Origin of the sequence: Pseudonocardia sp. D17, from assembly GCF_036984265.1 — a bacterium.
GTDB classification, from domain to species: Bacteria; Actinomycetota; Actinomycetes; order Mycobacteriales; family Pseudonocardiaceae; genus Pseudonocardia; species Pseudonocardia benzenivorans.
In genome coordinates, this window is the sequence record NZ_BPRG01000042.1 from 35,297 (window position 1) to 51,066 (window position 15,770).

Genomic DNA, 15,770 nt, shown 5'->3' on the forward strand with positions numbered 1-15,770 from the left:
TCCCTCCGGGCGACCACCCTCCGAGTTTCAGGCGCTAGTTGATCTTGTAGTAGCGTCCCCGCGTCGAGATCGCGACGCCCCGACGGCGCGGTCCGATACCCCCGAGAATGACCGAAAGGACCGTCAGGCCGTGGCCCAGACGCTTGAAGAGATCCTGCTGAACCCCGCCCGCCGTCCCGCGGTGATCAACGACCTGCAGCTGCTGGTCGACGCCGAGGTTTCCGACAAGAACGGCGTGTCCGGCGCGGTCATCAAGACCGGTTACACCGCGGTGAAGAAGATCAAGCCCGGCATCGTCGAGTCGGCGATGAACCGCATGCTCCCCGAGTTCGCCGACGCCCTCGAGCCGTTCTACGGCGAGTACCGGGCGACCGGTGGCAACGACTTCGGCGCCTTCCTCACCGCCCGCTCCGACGCGGCGGCCGACGCTCTTCTGGGTGTCACCGACGAGCGTGCCCAGGTCACGAGCAGCGACGCGGCCAAGAAGGTCTACGCGAAGCTGCGTCCGAACGGCAAGAAGAACGTCGAGGAGGCCCTGCCCCGCCTCGGCCAGCTGATCGACCGGTACGCATCCGGCGCCTGACCCGACCCGCGCCCGGCCGGAGGGCGGCGACCCTGCAGGGGTCGCCGCCCTCCGTCGTTCCCGCCCTCCCGTCGTCCCTGCCCTCCCGTCGTCCTCGTCGCGTCGCCCCCGGCCCCGTCCCGGCGGCGCGAGCGTCCGTGTCGCGCGGCTCAGTTGCGCGACAGCGCCGTCCGCCCGCGTGCGGGCTGCGGGACCGTTCCGTCCGACGGGCGCGGGCGCGCCGAGCCGAGCAGCACCCCGGCGACGACGACCACCCCCGCGACGAGCTCCACGATCCCGGGCCGCTCCCCCAGCAGGAGCGCCGCCGACGAGATGCCGACCACCGGGACCAGCATCGAGTAGGGCGCCACGACGCCCGCCGGGTACCGGCGCAGCAGGACCGTCCAGATCCCGGAGCCGACGACGGTGGCGACCAGCGCGAGATAGCCGATCGCGCCGATCCCCGCCCAGCCCGACGGTGTGAACGACGTCCGCAGCGCGGCGAGGTCGGCAGCCGGGCCCTCCACGAGCAGCGACAGCGCCAGGAGCGGCACCGGCGGGACGACGCACATCCACAACGTCAGGTGCATCGGCTCGGGCGGCGCCGCGAGGCGGCTCGAGAGGTTGCCGAACGCCCACCCCAAGGCGCCGAGCAACGTCAGCACGACGGGCAGCAGCGCGGCGGACTGCGCCTGCGCCACCGCGATCGCCACCAGGCCCACGAGGGCGGCCACGATGCCGATCACCTGTCGCCGGCTCGGCCGCTCCCGCAGCAGCAGCACGGCGAGCACGACCGTCAAGGGGCCCGACGCCTGCAGCACCAGCGACGCGAGCCCCGTCGGCATCCCGACGTCCATCGCGACGAACAAGAACACGAACTGCAGCGTCCCGAACCCGATGCCGTAGCCCAGCAACCAGCGCAGCGGCACGGCCGGGCGCGGCACGAAGAGCACCGTCGGCAGCGCGATGACGGCGAACCGCAGGCAGGCCAGGAGCAGCGGCGGGAAGTGCCCCAGTCCGATGTGGATGGCCAGGAAGTTCACGCCCCAGATGACGGCGACGAGCACGGCGAGCAGACGGTCGCGGGGAGTCACCCGTCCACCGTCACCCGGCGAATCAGGGAAGTCGATCGAAAAGAACTGAACAGATCGTTCAGAATCGCTTCATGGACGTCCAGCGCCTGCGTGTCCTCCGCGAGCTCGCCGACCGCGGCAGCGTCACGGCGGTCGCCGCCGCCCTGTCCTACACGCCGTCGGCGATATCGCAGCAGCTCAAGGCACTCGCCGAGGAGATCGGCAGCCCGGTGACCGAGCCGGCGGGCCGGGGGTTGCGGCTCACCGAGGCGGGTCTCGTGCTCGTCGAGCGCGCGGAGGAGGTGCTGGCGGCGATGGCGCGGGCACAGGCGGCGGTCGACGCGCTGCGCTCCGAGCCTGCGGGGGCGGTCTCGCTGACGTTCTTCCCGTCCGGGGCGCGGATGCTCCTGCCGGGCCTGCTGCGGCGCTTCGCCGACGGCCCGATCCGGATCCGGGCCGACGTCGCCGACCCGCCCCCGGGCGACGTGCCCGCCCTCACCGCGGGTGTGGACGTCGTCGTCAGCCACCACGACGAGCTCAACCCACCGCCGACCCGCGACGCCCGGCGGTGGGTGAGCGTGCCCCTGATGCGCGAACCGCTCGACGTCGTCCTGCCGCCCGGGCACCGGCTGGCGCGCCGCCGCGGCCTGCGGCTGGCCGACCTCACCGGCGAGGACTGGATCAGCGTGAGCGTCGGCTGGCCGGTGGACGACGTGCTGCGCACCATCGCCCTGAGGACCGGGGTGCAGCCGCGCGTCGTCCACCGCATCAACGACTTCGCCGTCACCGAGGAGCTCGTCGCGGCCGGCCTGGGCATCGCCCTGCTGCCGCGGTACTCGACCGACGACCGCGGCGGCCGCAGGCTCGCCCGGCGTCCGCTGCGCGGGGTGCGTGCGGCGCGGACCGTCGAGGCCGTCGCCCGCGCGGCGACGGCCGCCCGCCCTGCCGTGGCCACCGTCCTCGACGCGCTGTGCGCCGAGGCCGCCGCGGTCGTCGCCCGCGGCTGACGACCGGCGCGCAACCACTGCCGTTCGAGCGGCGACCCGGCCCCCTCGGCGCGCCCGCGGATCGGCCGGGCGTCAGGCGTCGCGGAGCTGCGCCGTGACCGCACGGGCCACCGCGGCGACGTCCTCCCCCGGGCCCGGCACGACGAGCCCTTCCTGCATCAGCACCGCCAGCCCGTGGACGAGCGACCACGCCGCGAGCACCCGACCCCGGCCACCCGCCGACGCCGCGAGTCCACGGTCGCTCTCCGGGACGCCGGCCCCGGCGTAGAGCAGGGCGTTCGCCCGGTCGCGCGCGGCGAGGAGATCGGGATCCGCGTCGTCGAGGAGACCGGGTGTCCGCATGACCGCGAAGTGGGCGGGGTGCTCCGTCGCGAACAGGACGTAGCTCACGCCGAGCTCCGCGAACTCGGCGCCGGCCGCGCGCGTGTCCTCGAGGCGAGCGGCGAGCAGCCCCCAGCCCTCGGCGGCGAGGGCGGTGAGCAGACCGCGCCTGTCGGTGAAGTGGTGTGCTGGTGCCGCGTGCGACACGCCGGCCCGGCGGGCGACCTCGCGCAGGCTCAACGCGGCCGGTCCGCGCTCCCCGACGAGCTGGGCGGATGCGTCGAGCAGCGCCCGGCGGAGGTTGCCGTGGTGGTACGGGCGATCGGTCACCTGCGCAGCCTAGCGGGAATCTAGGCATTGACAAGATGGACGTCGGCGCGCATCTTGTCAGTGTCAACATTCAGACGGAGGTTCCCGATGGCGTCCTTGATCACGCTCGTCGGCGCGTTCGCGGTACTGCGCGTACTCGGCCTGCTGGGGGTCGCCGCGCTCGACGGATGGCTGCCGGCGCTACGCGGAGCGCTCGCCGCGATGTTCCTGCTCACCGCGAGCGCGCACTTCCTGGCCCCGCGCCGCCACGAGCTCGTCGCGATGGTCCCGCCGGGGCTTCGGCGCCCCGGCCTGCTGGTGACGGTCACCGGCGTCCTGGAGATCGCCGGGGCCGCCGGGCTGGCCCTCCCGGCGACCTACCGCCTCGCGGCCGGCTGCCTGGCCGTGCTGCTCGTCGCGATGTTCCCGGCCAACGTCCACGCCGCACGCACCGGCGGCTCGCTCGGCGGCCGATCCGTCACCCCGCTCGTGCCGCGCACCGCGATGCAGGTGCTCTACGTCGGCTGCTGCGCGGCCGTCGCGGCGTCCTGACCGGCCCGTCCTGGCCGACCCGACCTGTCCCGACCGACCCCGACCCGCCTCAGCCAGACCAGGCGACGCGCTGAACCGCACCGACCTGCCACCGCGGGACCCGCGACGACGACCGAACGACCGCGGGCGAGCGACCGCGACCGGCCGACCCGTCACGGGCCCGCCTGCCACGGCCTACCCGTCACCCCCGCCTTCGACACCGAGGAGAGACACCGTGCCCACCCTGCGCTGGACGCGCTACCCCGCCGCCGCCTCGCACACCGGACCGGTCGTCGTCATGGCGTCGCGTTTCCGGGTGCGCGGGTTCCGCCACGTCGTCCCCTTCCTGCGCGACGCGATGCGGGTCCGGGCCCAGGTCGCGCGCACACCGGGAGCGGTCGGCATGTCGCTCGTCGCGCATCCGCTGCGTCGCGAGTTCGCGACGCTCTCGGCATGGACGAGCCGCGAGGCCGTCGACGGGCTCGTCCGCACCGAACCGCACCGCTCGGTGATGCGTCGCCACGCCGCGGCCATGGCGGACTCACGCTTCGTGTTCTGGGAGACCGACGCGGCCGACCTCCCGATCGACCCGGCCGACGCCCACGCCCGGCTCGCGGAACCGGCGTGAGCGCCCGGGCCTCACTGCAGGCAGAACTCGTTGCCCTCCGGGTCGCGCATCACCAGGCACCAGCCGGCGGGCTCGTCGACCTCGCGCAGGAAGGTCGCGCCGGCCCGCTCCAGCGTCGCGCGGTGCGCGGCCGCAGCAGCCTTGCGGTCCTCGGCGCCGGCCCCGACGTTCACGTCGAGATGCACGCGGTTCTTCGCCGTCTTGTCCTCGGGCACCTTCTGGAAGAACAGGCGCGGCCCGGCACCGTCGGGGTCGACGAGCGCGGACGCGCGGTCGTGCTGCTCCTCCGGGATCCCGATCGTCACCAGGAACGACGGCCAGTCGTCGAAACCGGGCGGTGGCGGCTGCACGACGTAGCCGAGCGCGAGCGCCCAGAACTCCGCGAGCCGGGCGGGATCGCGGGCGTCGAATGTGATCTGCACTCCGATGGCCATGGGCCCATCCTGGCCCCGGGGTCCGACAGTTCCGGAGCCTCGGCAGGATCCGGCCGTACCGGGACGACCCGGGCGCGCAGTGGCGGTCAGACCGGCCGCTTCGACCGCGGCAGCTTCGCGACGACCGCGTCGTAGCTGGCGTCGACAAGCTCGCGGAGCTCGTCGTCGGGGATCGCGCCCGCCGCCGCGTCGAGGTCGATCGAGTTCCAGCCGTAGCGCCCGATGTAGGCCATGATCGTCACCGCCTCCGGGTAGCGCTCGCGCAGCTCGGCGGCCTCGTCGGCGTCGCGACCGCACTTCACGCCGAGCCCGCCCCCGCCGAGGAACGCGAAGATCTTCCCGCCGACCTTGGCGACGAGGTCGCCCTCCCACGGCTCGTCCTCGCTGGCACCAGGCTTGGCCAGGGCGTAGGCGACGAGCTCGGGATGGTCCACGGTCAGTCCTCGGCCGCCGGCCCGGCGACGGCCGCGCGCTCGCGTCGCGGACCGTAGTGCCACCAGCCGACGGCCAGCAGCACCACCGCGACGATCACGTACGACGCCCCGGCCAGCTGCTCCCAGCCGTTCCAGTGCAGCTCGCGCCCGTCGTCGTGCGGGAGGAACCGGAACGGTGCGACGTAGAAGGCCACCAGCAGGACCGCCGACACCGCGGCCCAGCCCGCGGAGCGGCCACGCAGGGCGTGGGCGATCGTCACGACGAGTGCCGGCGCGATCCAGACCCAGTGGTGCGACCACGACGTCGGCGACACGAGCAGTGCGAACGCACCGGTCACGACGAGCGCGAGCGGTCGGTCGGCCCGCCGGATCACCGGTACCACCAGCACGAGCAGGACCAGCGACGCGAGCGCCCAGATCGCGGTGAGCGCGAACCCGCTGACGCCCATCCGCGCCAGCACCGCCTGGATGGTCTCGTTGGTGTAGAAGACCGACCCGCTCACGCCGGAGGCCGGGCCGCCGAACCAGTAGCGCGCCGACGCCGCGGGGTCGACGAGGAAACCCAGCCCCGTCGCGGCGGCCGCGGTCACCGCGGCCACCGCGGCCGACCGGTAGTCGCGGCGCAGCAGGAAGAACAGCACGAACGCCGCGGGGGTCAGCTTGATGGCCGCCGCGATGCCGACGAGCAGCCCCCGGGGCCATCGGGTGCGCACCGTGAGGCAGTCGACCGCGACCAGCGCCATCAGCACGATGTTGACCTGACCGAACTCGAACGTCTGCAGGACGGGTTCGATCCAGAGTGCGAGCGGCACCGCGAGCGAGGCCGCCGCGAGCGCACCGCTGCGGCCGCCGGCGGGCCACGCCCGCAGCGCGACGACGTAGAGCGTCACCGCCAGGCTCGCGAACGACACGACGAACAGCGACACCCACGCGACGGTCCAGGGCACGAGCGCCAGCGGCGTCAGCACCATCGCCGCGAACGGCGGGTAGATGAACGGCAGCGCGAGGCCGCTGACCGTCGGCGGCAGCGGCCCGTACATGTCCCCGCCGGCCAGCCAGGTGTCGACGCCGATCCGGTAGACCTCGAGGTCGATGTGGTAGCCGTGTGTGTGCAGCAGCAGCGCCGTCAGCGCCACCGCGAGCATCGGCACCGTGACGACGAAGGTCGACCTCGGGACCGTCAGACGCGTGCGCAGCACCCTGGTGAGGGCAGCCGCGGCCGTCGGCATGCTCGAGACGGTCACACGGGTCCTCCGGCCGGTAACGCAGTGCTGGTCACGCCTCACGGTAGCCAAGCGCGTCGGCGCCCGGTCGCACGGGGCGAGCAACGCGCCGCGCCCCGTCACCGGAGTACCCGTGCGAGCGCCGCGCCACGCCGCCCGCGGCGGGAGTCAGCGGATGCCGGCCGCGTCCATCCCACGCATCTCCTTCTTCAGGTCGGCGATCTCGTCGCGCAGCCGCGCGGCCAGCTCGAACTGCAGGTCGCGCGCCGCGGCGAGCATCTGGTCGCTCATCTGCTGGATGAGGTCGGCCAGTTCGGCCCGCGGCATGCTCTTGGTGTCGCGGCCAGCGACGATCCCCGAGCTCGCCGACGCCGTCGCGCGGCCCGGCTCGCCCGCCGCCCGCTTGCCCCGGGACTGGTTGCGCCCCGAGCCGCCGACCGGGACCTCGCCGTCCTCGGCCTCGCGGTACACCTGGTCGAGGATGTCGGCGATCTTCTTGCGCAGCGGCTGCGGGTCGATCCCCTTCTCGGTGTTGTAGGCGATCTGCTTGGCGCGCCGGCGGTCGGTCTCGTCGATGGCGTGCTGCATCGACTCCGTGACCGTGTCGGCGTACATGTGCACCTGGCCCGACACGTTGCGGGCCGCACGCCCGATCGTCTGGATCAGCGACGTGCCCGACCGCAGGAAGCCCTCCTTGTCGGCGTCGAGGATCGCGACCAGCGACACCTCCGGCAGGTCGAGCCCCTCGCGCAGGAGGTTGATCCCGACCAGCACGTCGTACTCGCCGGTGCGCAGCTGGCGGAGCAGCTCGACGCGGCGCAGCGTGTCGACCTCCGAGTGCAGGTACCGCACCCGGATGCCCAGCTCCAGCAGGTAGTCGGTGAGGTCCTCGGCCATCTTCTTGGTCAGCGTCGTGACCAGGACGCGCTCGTCGCGCTCGGTACGCAGCCGGATCTCGTGGACCAGGTCGTCGATCTGACCCTTGGTCGGCTTGACGACGACCTCGGGGTCGACCAGGCCGGTCGGCCGGATCACCTGCTCGACGAACTCCCCGCCCGTGCGGGAGAGCTCGTAGGCGCCCGGGGTGGCCGACAGGTAGACGGTCTGGCCGATCCGGTCGGCGAACTCCTCCCAGGTCAGCGGCCGGTTGTCGACGGCCGACGGGAGCCGGAAGCCGAACTCGACCAGGTTGCGCTTGCGGGACATGTCGCCCTCGTACATGCCGCCGATCTGCGGCACCGTCACGTGCGACTCGTCGATCACGAGCAGGAAGTCGTCCGGGAAGTAGTCGAGCAGCGTCGCGGGTGCCGACCCCGCGGCCCGGCCGTCGATGTGCCGGGAGTAGTTCTCGATGCCCGAGCAGAAGCCGACCTGCCGGATCATCTCGATGTCGTACTGGGTGCGCATCCGCAGCCGCTGGGCCTCGAGCATCTTGCCCTGGCGCTCCAGCTCGGCGAGCCGCTCCTCGAGCTCGGCCTCGATGTCGCGGACGGCGCGCTCCATCCGCTCCGGGCCCGCGACGTAGTGCGTGGCCGGGAAGATGCGGACCGTGTCGACCTGGCGGATGACGTCGCCCGTCAACGGGTGCAGGTAGTACAGCGCCTCGATCTCGTCGCCGAAGAACTCGATGCGGATCGCGAGCTCCTCGTACGCCGGGATGATCTCGACCGTGTCGCCCCGCACCCGGAACGTGCCGCGGGCGAACGCCATGTCGTTGCGCGTGTACTGCACGTCGACCAGTGCGCGCAGCAGCGCGTCGCGCTCCACCTCGGAGCCGACGTCGAGCTGCACCGAGCGGTCGAGGTAGGACTGCGGGGTGCCCAGGCCGTAGATGCACGACACCGACGCGACCACCACGACGTCACGGCGCGACAGCAGGTTCTGCGTCGCGGAGTGCCGCAGCCGCTCCACGTCGGAGTTGATCGACGAGTCCTTCTCGATGTAGGTGTCGGTCTGCGCGATGTACGCCTCGGGCTGGTAGTAGTCGTAGTAGGAGACGAAGTACTCGACGGCGTTGTGCGGCAACATCTCCCGCAGCTCGTTGGCCAGCTGCGCGGCCAACGTCTTGTTCGGCGCCATCACCAGCGTGGGCCGCTGGACGCGCTCGATCAGCCATGCCGTGGTGGCCGACTTGCCGGTGCCGGTGGCGCCGAGCAGCACCACGTCCTGCTCGCCCGCCCGCAGCCGGCGCTCCAGCTCGTCGATCGCGGCGGGCTGGTCGCCCGCGGGCTCGTACTCGCTGACCACCTCGAAGCGCCCGCCGGTGCGCGGGATGTCGCCGACCGGGCGGTGCTCGGAGTGCGCCACCGGCATGCCCTGCCGGATGTGCTTGTCGGCGGCGCTGCCGGGGACCTCTGTCGCGAATGCCACGGACCCAGACTACGAGCCCACACCGACGATTTCCCGTGCGCGGCGGGCGGCGGCGGCCCGCGGCTCTGGGAGGATCGGCCCGTGCACCCGCCGAAGACCCAGACCTTCGACGTCGACGCCGCCGTCAACACCGACACCAAGGGCATCGTGCGGGAGGTCCACGAGTACCGCGAGGAGCCGTTCGGGCTGTACATGAGCCGCGCGGTCGTCAACCGCCCGAGCGCGACCTGGATCCGGCAGTGGCTGCTGCCCGACCTGGGGATCGCCGTGGCGGTCTGGGACTGGGCCCCGGGCCATGTCCGCGACCAGGACTTCTACCTCGACATCGCGCGCATCGACCGGGCCGGCGGACACTGGACGATGACCGACCTCTACCTCGACGTCGTCGTGCGCTCGGGGCGGTCGTCGGAGGTGATCGACGTGGACGAGTTCGTCGACGCCGTGGCCGCCGGGGTCCTCACGCCCGCGCTCGCCGAGTACGGGATGCAGCGCGCCTACACGACGGTCGCCGCCCTCGCGGCGCACGGCCACGACCTCGAGGCGTGGCTCGCGACCGAGGGCATCACGCTGAGCTGGGACTAGCCGACCGGCGCGACGAGGCTCTCGGCTCCGGCCGCGGGAGCACTCGTACGCGGGGCGGCCGACGACGGGCGCGTCGTGTTCACCGGCGGGCGTGTGGTCGTCACCGGCGGGGCCACCGTCGTCGTGACCGGGGGCGCGACCGTCGTCGGCTTCACCGTCGTGGTCCGGGGCACGACCTTGGTCGTGGTCCGCGGTGCCACCCGGGTCGGCGCCTTCGTGGTCGTCGTCGTGGTCGTCGGCGGGGCCGAGGTCGCCGCGCCGGGCGGCGCGAGCACCGCACCCGCCGGCAGCGGCCCGCCGGGCGCGGGGACCGAGTCGGGCTGCGACGCCTGCGCGACGGCGGTGATCCCGCCGAGCGCGCCGACCGTGATGACGGCGGCCGCGGCGGCGGTGCTGGCCCGGTTGAGCCGGCCGGCGCGGCGGATGACGTCGTCGACCGACGGGAGGGTCACCCCGGCGGCGAGCTCGTCGTCGAGGCGGCGGAACTCCTCGGTGACGACGCGGAGCGGGTCGGTCACGGCGTCTCCCCTACGTGTGCACCGAGGATGTCGAGGAACACGTCGCCCATGTCCTCGGTGACGGCCAGTCGGGCGCGGGTCAGCCGCGCCTCGATCCTGCGTGCGGGCCTGTGTTCGATCTCGGCGATCTCCTGCACCGGCATGCCGACCATGTGGTGCAGCACCACGGCGCGCCGTTCGGCGGGCGAGATCCGGTGCAGCGCACCGACGAGCGACGCGGCCCTGGGCGCCATGGTCTCGATCTCCGGCGGCCGCCTGCGGCGGGCCACCCGCCCGACCAGCGCGCTCCAGCTGCGCATCGACGTCGACACCGCGACGCGGCGCACCCAGTCGGCGGGGTCGCCGCGACCGACGAGCTCACCCCACTTGCGCCAGGCGCGCGCGTAGGCCTCCTGGACGAGGTCGTGCGCCTGTCCGGCGTCGAGCGTGATCGCGTAGAGCTGCGCGACCAACCGCGGGTAGTGCGCCTCGAGGTGGCGCCCGAACTCGGCCCGCTGCTGCCCGACCGGGGCGTACGACGTCTCCTGCTCGGCGTCGGCCGGGTCGTACCCGTCGCCGGAGCCGTACCCGTTGTCGCCGTACTCGTCGGTGCCGTACCCGTAGGCGTCGTCGGTGCCGTAGCCGTATCCGTCGGCCCCGTAGGCGTCGGCCCCATAGGCGTCGGCCCCGGGGCCGGCGTCACCGCCCCGGTCCTGCGCCGCGGGTGTGGATCGGGTGGCGTCGTCGACGCCGTCGGGTTCGGGGCCGCCCGGGTCCGTTGCGGGACGCCGCGAAGGATCCCCGGGGTCAGAGCGATGCTCCACGAGGGCGCTCACGACCTTGGTCATCCCTTTCGTCTGGGCATCGGACCGCACGCACGACGGGGGAGCCGGCGCGTTCCGACACTCGTGCATCGACCGTGGTCTCGATCCTGTTACAACGGCCGGAAAGCCGGGCCATCGTATCCGGGGAGCGACCGCCGGACCGACGCCCCCCACCGGCGCGGGTCATCCGGCGCGCCCGGACGTGCGCACCCGGGCAGGCAGTCCGGGATCGGCGGAGGCCCAGCCGCCGTCGCCGTCGGGCACGAACCCGCGACGCGCGAACGCCTCGGCGAGGGCGGGTGCCGCGGGGTCGGTGAGCCTGACCCGCAGCTCGACGACGCCGTCGCCCGCGGGCGACACCGCAGGCTCGACGTCGCCGCTCTCCCCCACCGCCGCCCGGACCCGGGCGAGGAGCCGCGCGGCCGCGGCGGCGTCGTCCTCGTCGCCGGCGGTGCCGGCGGCGCCGACCGCCGGACGGCCGGCGACCAGGTTGTCGCGGAACGGGACGAGCCGTCCGGTCCAGAGCGCGTCGACCCGGGCGTGCAGGTCCGCGGCGCTACCGGAGTTGTCGAGGAGCACGTCCGCCGCAGCCCGACGCTGCGCGTCGCTCGCCTGCGCGCGGATGCGGGCCCGCGCGTCGTCCTCCGCCATGCCGCGGCTGCCGACGAGGCGCTCGACACGGACCTCCTCGTCGGCGTGCACGACGACGACCAGCGCGAAACCCGCGCCCATTCCGCCCTCGACGAGCAGCGGCACGTCCTGGACGACGATCGCGTCCGACGGCGCGGCCGCGACCTGCGCCGCCGAGCCGGCCCGCACGAGCGGGTGCACGATGGCGTTGAGCCGGTCGCGGGCGGCCGGGTCGGCGAAGACGACCGCGGCCATCCGGGGTCGGTCGAGCTCGCCGTCGGCGCCGACGACCTCCGGCCCGAACGCCTCGACGATGCGCGCCAGGCCCTCCGACCCGGCGGCGACGACCTCGCGCGCGATCCGGTCCGCGTCGACCAGCACGGCGCCCAGCGCGACGAGCCGGCTCGCGACCGTCGACTTCCCCGATCCGATCCCGCCGGTCAGCCCGACACTCAGCACCCGGCCACGTTACCGATCACCGGTGGCGGGCTCCCGCGGCGGTGTCACGCGCGACGGAGGCCGTGGTGGCGGGCGGCTGGGGCACGTCGGCCGGCGGCGCCGTCGTGACGGGCGGCATCGTCGCGACGAGCGTCGGGATCATGCGCTTGGCCAGATCGACGAGGACGTCCTGCGGGGGACGGCCGCCACCCTGCTCGGGCGGCAGGACGAACGTGAGGGTGTCGAGCCGGTAGCACACCAACAGCGTGGTGCCGGTGGGGCGGGAGACGAGCACCGCGGTCGCGTCGCCGATCGTGAGGTCCGACGAGGTGGCACCGCCCCGCTCCAGGTCGGAGTTGAGCTGCCACTGGCTGCGGGCGGCGTTCTCGTCGGTGAAGCGGCCGATGTTGACGTCGACGAGCTTGGTCAGCGCGTTGCCGGTGCGGACGTCGGAGTTGCTGTAGGTGCAGGCGATCCGCTCGGTGCGGCCCACGGACGGGGCCGGGACCCCGCGGATCGTGTTCACGACGACGGTCCCGACGGGCTGCGCGAAGAGCGCGCCGAGGTCGTCGGGCGACATGAGGACGGAGCAGTCGTCGGGCAGGCCGGTCTTCTTCGCCGCGCCGTCGGTCCCGGCGGTCGCCGAGGCGGACGTGGCGAACGTGGGCACGGGCAACGTGTCCGGCCCGGACGGTCCACGTGCGCAGCCCGTCACACCCACCAGGAGGACCGAACCCAGGAACACGGCGCCCGCAGTGATCAGTTGCCGACGCTGTGTGTCACGCACCCGGGTGACGTTAGGAGCATTCCAAGATCAACGCACCAGACGCGCCCGGCCGATCGTCGATAGCCGCCCAATCGTGACCGGATCTTTCGTTGGCGAACATTCTGTCCCGCAGGAGGTTGCGACGATCGGGCGCTACCCCACGGCCGCACGGCAGACGGGCCACCGCGATCACCGCCACGCACGACGACGAACGGCCCCGGCGACCGTGAGGTCACCGGGGCCGTTCGGCTGGTCGTCGGATGGTCACCGGACGGGAGACCCGCCGGGCGACCGACGATCACGCTCCGCCGGAGAGCTTCTCCCGCAGCGCGGCGAGCTGCTCGTCGCTGGCCAGCGAGCCGCCGGACTCGGCCGGCTCCCCACCCTGCGAGGAGTAGTTGGTGCCGCCGCCGTCGGCCGCCGCCTCGGCGTCGGCCTCCGCGGTCTTCTTGATCTGCGCGATGTGCTGCTCGTACCGCGCGTGCGCCTCGGCGTACTCCTTCTCCCAGGCCTCACGCTGCGACTCGAAGCCCTCGCGCCACTCGCCGGAGTCGACGTCGAAGCCCTCGGGGTAGATGTAGTTGCCCTGGTCGTCGTACTCGGCGGCCATGCCGTAGCGGGTCGGGTCGAACTCGGTGTCGACCGTCATGCCCTCGTTGGCCTGCTTGAGCGACAGCGAGATGCGGCGCCGGTCGAGGTCGATGTCGATGACCTTGACCATGGCGTCGTCGCCGACCTGGACGACCTGCTCCGGGATCTCGACGTGGCGCTCGGCCAGCTCCGAGATGTGGACCAGGCCCTCGATGCCCTCCTCGACGCGGACGAACGCGCCGAAGGGGACCAGCTTGGTGACCTTGCCCGGGACGATCTGGCCGATCGCGTGGGTCCGGGCGTACAGGCGCCACGGGTCCTCCTGCGTCGCCTTGAGCGACAGCGAGACCCGCTCGCGGTCGAGGTCGACGTCGAGGACCTCGACGGTGACCTCCTGGCCGACCTCGACGACCTCGGAGGGGTGGTCGATGTGCTTCCAGGACAGCTCGGAGACGTGCACCAGACCGTCGACGCCGCCGAGGTCGACGAACGCACCGAAGTTGACGACCGAGGAGACGACACCCTTGCGCACCTGGCCGCGGGCCAGCTGGTTGAGGAACTCGCTGCGGACCTCGGACTGGGTCTGCTCGAGCCACGCCCGGCGGGACAGGACCACGTTGTTGCGGTTCTTGTCCAGCTCGATGATCTTGGCCTCGATCTTGCGGCCGACGTAGGGCTGCAGGTCGCGCACGCGGCGCATCTCGACCAGCGAGGCCGGCAGGAAGCCCCGGAGCCCGATGTCCAGGATCAGGCCGCCCTTGACGACCTCGATGACCGTACCCTCGACCGGCTCGTCGGCCTCCTTGAGGGCCTCGATCGTGCCCCAGGCGCGCTCGTACTGTGCGCGCTTCTTGGACAGGATCAGACGGCCCTCCTTGTCCTCCTTCTGGAGAACGAGGGCCTCGACGAACTCGCCGACCTCGACGACCTCTGCGGGGTCGACGTCGTGCTTGATCGACAGCTCCCGCGAGGGGATGACGCCCTCGGTCTTGTAGCCGATGTCGAGAAGGACCTCGTCACGGTCGACCTTGACGATGGTGCCCTCGACGATGTCGCCATCGTTGAAGTACTTGATCGTCTGGTCGATGGCGGCGAGGAAGTCCTCCTCCGACCCGATGTCGTTGACGGCGACCTGCGGCGTGGTCGGGGCGGCGGTGGTGTCGGTGGACATGTAGTGGGTTGCTCCGGTGCTGGATTGCGGCGTGGTCCTGATGACCTGGTTGTCGGTGTGTAGCTGTGACGTTGTAGCTGTCACCCTTTGGATCGTCGATGGGTCTCGCAGATCATGCTCGATGGTGCTGACGCCGCGGCGGGCGGTACCCGGGCAAGGGCCCTGCGGTGTCCGCCGCGTTGACCACGGTGTGTGGTTCATGCTACGCGGCGCCCGGATATCGGGGCAATGCGGGTCCCCCCGGACGAGGCCTGACTAGCTGGGACGATGTGCCCGTGCGGACACTACTGCCGGTACCCGCGAGCCAGGCATCCGCCGGTGACGCCCCGTGAGCGACGGTGAACAGGACGTGAGTGCGGCCACGCCCCGCGCGCCGGGCGCCTCGGCCGAGGCACTGCTCGGCACCGCCGGGATCGCGCGGCGCGGCGTCGGTTCGGCGGAGTCGCAGCGGGCGAGCCGGGCGTGGTGGGACGCCGACGCCGACGACTACCTCGCCGAACACCGCGCCGACATCGGCGACGTCGACTTCGTGTGGTCCCCGGAGGCGCTGCGGGAGGCCGACGCCCGGCTGCTCGGCGACGTCGCCGGACGCCGGGTCCTCGAGGTCGGGTGCGGGTCGGCGCCGTGCTCGCGGTGGCTCGCGACACAGGGCGCTCGGCCCGTCGCACTCGACCTGTCCGGCGCGATGCTGCGGCACGCCCGCGCCGCGGGCGAGGCAACCGGTGTCCCGGTCCCCCTCGTCCAGGCCGGGGCCGAGCGGCTGCCGTTCGCCGACGCCTCGTTCGACCTCGCGTGCTCGGCCTACGGCGCGGTCCCGTTCGTCGCCGACCCGCGCCGGGTGATGCAGGAGGTGGCGCGGGTGCTGCGGCCGGCAGGGCGCTGGGTGTTCGCGGTCAACCACCCGATGCGCTGGGTGTTCCCCGACGATCCCGGCCCCGACGGCCTCACCGTCGGGCAGTCGTACTTCGACCGCACCCCCTACCTGGAGGTCGACGACGCCGGGGCGGCCACCTACGTCGAGCACCACCGCACGATCGGCGACCGGGTGCGGGACATCGTCGCGGCCGGGCTGGTGCTCGACGACATCGTCGAGCCCGAGTGGCCCGAGGGCCACGAGCGCGTGTGGGGACAGTGGTCCCCGTTGCGCGGCAGGCTCTTCCCCGGCACCGCGATCTTCGTGACGCACCGTCCCGGCGGCTGACCGGGCGGGGCCCGTCGGGGTCTCTGCCGGGATCGGCGGCATGACCGACGTGCCCGACGTGACGTGGCGGTAGGCCACGCGTTGGCGTGCCCGGCGCGAGCTGTTGTGCGGCAACGGATCCGCCGACGTCGTCGGAGATCGCCCGCACGCCGGGTGGCGCGCACGCGCAGGTGCCCGC

The 15,770-nt window shown here is 73.1% G+C and carries 17 protein-coding genes; 6 read left to right on the forward strand and 11 right to left on the reverse strand.

Going from position 1 to position 15,770, the window contains the following annotated elements; all coding sequences use genetic code 11:
• The first annotated feature begins 130 nt into the window (after positions 1–130).
• The gene (locus tag PSD17_RS07815) at positions 131–583 is read left to right on the forward strand and encodes a DUF6918 family protein (RefSeq protein ID WP_013675943.1); all 453 of its coding nucleotides are present in this window, start codon (positions 131–133) and stop codon (positions 581–583) included.
• A 149-nt stretch (positions 584–732) separates the two neighbouring features.
• Here PSD17_RS07815 and PSD17_RS07820 read toward each other — a convergent pair whose 3' ends face one another.
• A complete protein-coding gene (locus tag PSD17_RS07820) occupies positions 733–1,656 on the reverse strand; it encodes an EamA family transporter (RefSeq protein WP_013675944.1) in 924 nt (307 codons plus the stop codon).
• 71 nt (positions 1,657–1,727) lie between these two features.
• Between PSD17_RS07820 and PSD17_RS07825 the strand changes: the two genes are divergently transcribed.
• Positions 1,728–2,642 (forward strand): LysR family transcriptional regulator, encoded by a 915-nt coding sequence (locus PSD17_RS07825; protein ID WP_339122266.1) that lies wholly within the window; start codon positions 1,728–1,730, stop codon positions 2,640–2,642.
• 72 nt (positions 2,643–2,714) lie between these two features.
• Here PSD17_RS07825 and PSD17_RS07830 read toward each other — a convergent pair whose 3' ends face one another.
• Positions 2,715–3,293: a TetR/AcrR family transcriptional regulator gene (locus PSD17_RS07830; protein ID WP_013675946.1), complete on the reverse strand. Its 579-nt coding sequence runs from the start codon at positions 3,291–3,293 to the stop codon at positions 2,715–2,717.
• Positions 3,294–3,380: 87 nt separating this feature from the next.
• Here PSD17_RS07830 and PSD17_RS07835 point away from each other — a divergent pair, with 87 nt between their 5' ends.
• Together PSD17_RS07835 and PSD17_RS07840 are read left to right on the forward strand one after the other, a co-directional pair.
• Positions 3,381–3,824: a DoxX family protein gene (locus PSD17_RS07835; RefSeq protein ID WP_339122267.1), complete on the forward strand. Its 444-nt coding sequence runs from the start codon at positions 3,381–3,383 to the stop codon at positions 3,822–3,824.
• A gap of 214 nt (positions 3,825–4,038) precedes the next feature.
• Positions 4,039–4,431, forward strand: a complete 393-nt coding sequence (locus PSD17_RS07840) for a hypothetical protein (protein ID WP_339122268.1) — start codon at positions 4,039–4,041, stop codon at positions 4,429–4,431.
• Between the two features lie 11 nt (positions 4,432–4,442).
• On the opposite strand, the gene PSD17_RS07845 is transcribed toward PSD17_RS07840, so the two are convergent.
• The 4 genes from PSD17_RS07845 to uvrB all read right to left on the reverse strand — a co-directional run bounded on the left by PSD17_RS07845 (position 4,443) and on the right by uvrB (position 8,892).
• Positions 4,443–4,865 (reverse strand): VOC family protein, encoded by a 423-nt coding sequence (locus PSD17_RS07845; protein WP_013675949.1) that lies wholly within the window; start codon positions 4,863–4,865, stop codon positions 4,443–4,445.
• A gap of 86 nt (positions 4,866–4,951) precedes the next feature.
• Positions 4,952–5,299, reverse strand: a complete 348-nt coding sequence (locus PSD17_RS07850) for an MmcQ/YjbR family DNA-binding protein (protein ID WP_339122269.1) — start codon at positions 5,297–5,299, stop codon at positions 4,952–4,954.
• Between the two features lie 2 nt (positions 5,300–5,301).
• Entirely contained in the window at positions 5,302–6,543 is a 1,242-nt protein-coding gene (locus PSD17_RS07855; protein ID WP_339122270.1) for a glycosyltransferase 87 family protein, read from the reverse strand.
• Between the two features lie 147 nt (positions 6,544–6,690).
• Positions 6,691–8,892 carry an excinuclease ABC subunit UvrB gene (uvrB, locus tag PSD17_RS07860; RefSeq protein WP_013675952.1) on the reverse strand — a complete coding sequence of 734 codons (2,202 nt, stop codon included), beginning with the start codon at positions 8,890–8,892 and terminating at the stop codon, positions 6,691–6,693.
• A gap of 81 nt (positions 8,893–8,973) precedes the next feature.
• Between uvrB and PSD17_RS07865 the strand changes: the two genes are divergently transcribed.
• Entirely contained in the window at positions 8,974–9,474 is a 501-nt protein-coding gene (locus tag PSD17_RS07865; protein WP_339122271.1) for a DUF402 domain-containing protein, read from the forward strand.
• Here PSD17_RS07865 and PSD17_RS07870 read toward each other — a convergent pair.
• From PSD17_RS07870 to rpsA, 5 genes are all read right to left on the reverse strand, one after another.
• Positions 9,471–9,992 (reverse strand): hypothetical protein, encoded by a 522-nt coding sequence (locus tag PSD17_RS07870; protein WP_339122272.1) that lies wholly within the window; start codon positions 9,990–9,992, stop codon positions 9,471–9,473. The two genes, PSD17_RS07865 and PSD17_RS07870, sit on opposite strands and share 4 nt — an antisense overlap.
• Positions 9,989–10,819 (reverse strand): RNA polymerase sigma factor, encoded by an 831-nt coding sequence (locus PSD17_RS07875; RefSeq protein ID WP_339122273.1) that lies wholly within the window; start codon positions 10,817–10,819, stop codon positions 9,989–9,991. Before PSD17_RS07875 ends, PSD17_RS07870 begins: the two co-directional genes overlap by 4 nt.
• Positions 10,820–10,978: 159 nt before the next feature.
• Positions 10,979–11,884 carry a dephospho-CoA kinase gene (gene coaE / locus PSD17_RS07880; protein WP_103383358.1) on the reverse strand — a complete coding sequence of 302 codons (906 nt, stop codon included), beginning with the start codon at positions 11,882–11,884 and terminating at the stop codon, positions 10,979–10,981.
• A gap of 16 nt (positions 11,885–11,900) precedes the next feature.
• Entirely contained in the window at positions 11,901–12,650 is a 750-nt protein-coding gene (locus PSD17_RS07885; protein WP_041759875.1) for a hypothetical protein, read from the reverse strand.
• Positions 12,651–12,927: 277 nt separating this feature from the next.
• Positions 12,928–14,391 carry a 30S ribosomal protein S1 gene (rpsA, locus tag PSD17_RS07890; protein WP_013675958.1) on the reverse strand — a complete coding sequence of 488 codons (1,464 nt, stop codon included), beginning with the start codon at positions 14,389–14,391 and terminating at the stop codon, positions 12,928–12,930.
• Positions 14,392–14,719: 328 nt separating this feature from the next.
• On the opposite strand from rpsA, the gene PSD17_RS07895 reads away from it, so the two are divergent.
• Positions 14,720–15,592, forward strand: coding sequence for a class I SAM-dependent methyltransferase (locus tag PSD17_RS07895; RefSeq protein WP_339122274.1), 873 nt, complete (start codon positions 14,720–14,722; stop codon positions 15,590–15,592).
• Positions 15,593–15,770: the final 178 nt, after the last annotated feature.